This window comes from Ruminococcus sp. (assembly GCF_016283395.1).
The window spans coordinates 1-2,378 of sequence record NZ_JAEEMU010000023.1; the positions used below are offsets into that span (position 1 = coordinate 1).

3 protein-coding genes are annotated in these 2,378 nt (G+C 41.3%); 1 reads left to right on the forward strand and 2 read right to left on the reverse strand.

Annotated elements, in window-relative coordinates; translation table 11 throughout:
• Positions 1-96 precede the first annotated feature (96 nt).
• Entirely contained in the window at positions 97-969 is an 873-nt protein-coding gene (locus QZZ41_RS00450) for an IS3 family transposase (RefSeq protein WP_295066661.1), read from the reverse strand.
• Between the two features lie 17 nt (positions 970-986).
• Positions 987-1,262, reverse strand: a complete 276-nt coding sequence (locus tag QZZ41_RS00455) for a transposase (RefSeq protein WP_022494678.1) — start codon at positions 1,260-1,262, stop codon at positions 987-989.
• Positions 1,263-1,954: 692 nt separating this feature from the next.
• Between QZZ41_RS00455 and QZZ41_RS00460 the strand changes: the two genes are divergently transcribed.
• Entirely contained in the window at positions 1,955-2,314 is a 360-nt protein-coding gene (locus tag QZZ41_RS00460; protein WP_295066659.1) for a hypothetical protein, read from the forward strand.
• The last annotated feature ends 64 nt before the right edge of the window (positions 2,315-2,378 follow it).

The window sequence follows — 2,378 nt, forward strand, 5'->3', positions numbered from 1 at the left end:
ATACGGTAAACAAGTTTTATGAAGAAAAAAGGCAGCCAGTGGACTTGTCAAGAAATGTGCAGTCGGAGAATACCCAAAATCTTGGATAGGCAGATATCAAGCAGCGTGATGAGCCAGCCCTGTTGAAGTTCTTAGTGCCACAGGTGGGAGACCACCTTCGTTGAAGCTGTTGATCCTTTGTGTGTTGTAGTAGCCGAAGATATAACGGAAGATTACAGTTTTGACCTCTTCACGCTTCATTCTGTAGGTCGGGATCTGATATAGCTTTTCTTTTTTCAGTGTGGCGAAAAAGCTCTCCATACGAGCATTATCATAGCAATGAGCAGTACCGCTGAGGCTCTGTATAAGCCCATTAGTTACAAGCTCTCTGCGGAACGCGTAGCTCGTATACTGGCAGCCACGGTCACTGTGAAGGACAGTTCCATCGAGTCTGCCGTACTTTTCACGCAGCTGTTTTACGGTGTCTATGCAGAGTTCCTTCTTCATATTATCACGCATTTCAAGAGCGACGATCTCACCGTTGAAGCAGTCGAGGATTGGCGATACATAGAGCTTTCCGTCAGCACACTGGACCTCGGTGATATCAGTAAGCAGCTTCTTCAGCGGCTTGTCTGCACTGAAATTTCTTTTTATCAGATTCTCTCTGTGCTGAGTTTCAGTATCAGCCTTGGTGATACCGTGAGGTCTACGATGTCTGTGGATTAGTCCGGCTTCGCTCATAGTGCGGTATACTGTTCTGAGGCTGACATGAGTGCCTTTCTGTGCAAGAGCTGCCTGCATCCTTCTGACACCGTAATTCTTATTGTCAGGATGCTCTGAAAGAATTCCCTGTATTTTGACCAGAAGAAGCTGCCTTGCACCTATCTTGCCCTGATTCCTGAGCCAGCGATAATAGCCTGATTCGCTTATTTTCAGAAATCTGCATATAGTTTTCGCTCCATACTTGTTGCGGAACTCATTGACGAACAGATGACGTTCGCTTGTCTTTACTTCTTCCGGTCTTTTGCGAAAAAACCGAGTGCATCCTTGAGAATGTCATTCGCTTTGCGAAGCTCAGCATTTTCTCGCTCAAGCTCCGTAATACGCAGCTTTGCTTCGTCATCGGTCATCTGATACTTCTTAGCTTTGACAGCAGCATTTCGCTTGCTTCGCCAGTCTGACAGCGTGTAATACTGGATACCTAACTGCTGAGCAGCCTTTTTCAGTCCGATCTCGTCTGACAGCTTTAATGCTTCTTCTTTAAATTCTTTGCTGTACTTCATAGTCGTTTTCCCTTTCCGGTTTTGTTATTTATATTCTACCAGATTTTTGGGTGTTTGTCGACTGCTCTTTCAGTATAACACTTCACCGATAACAGCGGATTTATAAACTGGAAAAACGTTTCTCCGTTTATTAATGAAGCGGTCAAACTTCTTGAGGAGTGTACAGATGGTCTTATTGAATGGAAATGTCATTTTGAAGCCTTTGAGATCGTAAGCTATTATTACGATGAGATACTTACTACTGATCTTGATGATGACGGTGACATAAGTTACTTTCAGAGTGTATGCCTGGAAATACTTTCTGCTATTGCCGATGCTTCGGACATAAAAACAAAACATAGGCTATTTAACTCCGCTTTCAGAAAGTTAGATACAAAGTTTGACTACTTCACTGAGCTATACTTTGACTTTATCAAAGAATGCTTTGATGAAGAAGAATTTCTCGAAAAAATGCTTAAATTCTCTGATAAGATCATTTCAAAGAATAATATCAGCAATTATGAACGTAAAAAATGGATATTGTATCACATCGAGCTTATGGATAAACTGGGTTATTCCGATGAGGCTTCTGCAAAAAATACCGAAATATCATCGAGGTCCGTGAGTTTCTGACAAACAGATACTCGAAAAACGGTGATACAGAAAAGGCAATAGCCGTCCTTAAAGAATCGCTTGAGCTTGAAAAAGACAACATGTACATTTCTGAAGGCATTCATCTGAAGCTGAAAGATATTTATAGGCAGCAGTCGGATAAAAAGAATTATATAAAGGAACTCTGGACTATACTTACAGAGACTACTATTACTGATAAGTCTGTTTATCTTGAATTCAAATCACTTTTCGATGGTGATGAATGGGAAGAAACAAGAGAACAGCTTTATTCCTCAATGAAATATCAGGCAATGCTTCCCGAATACTTTATCGAAGAAAACCTGACAGACAGACTTGCAAACTATGTATTTTCCAATAACAACACCTATCTTATAGAAAAATATGAATCTCTCCTGATAGAAAGCTATTCTGAGCTTGTTCTTGAGGCATACGCCAATTAACTGAACAAGGCAGCAGAGCATACCGCTGACCGTCCGACTTACAAACGTTGGGCAGATAAACTAA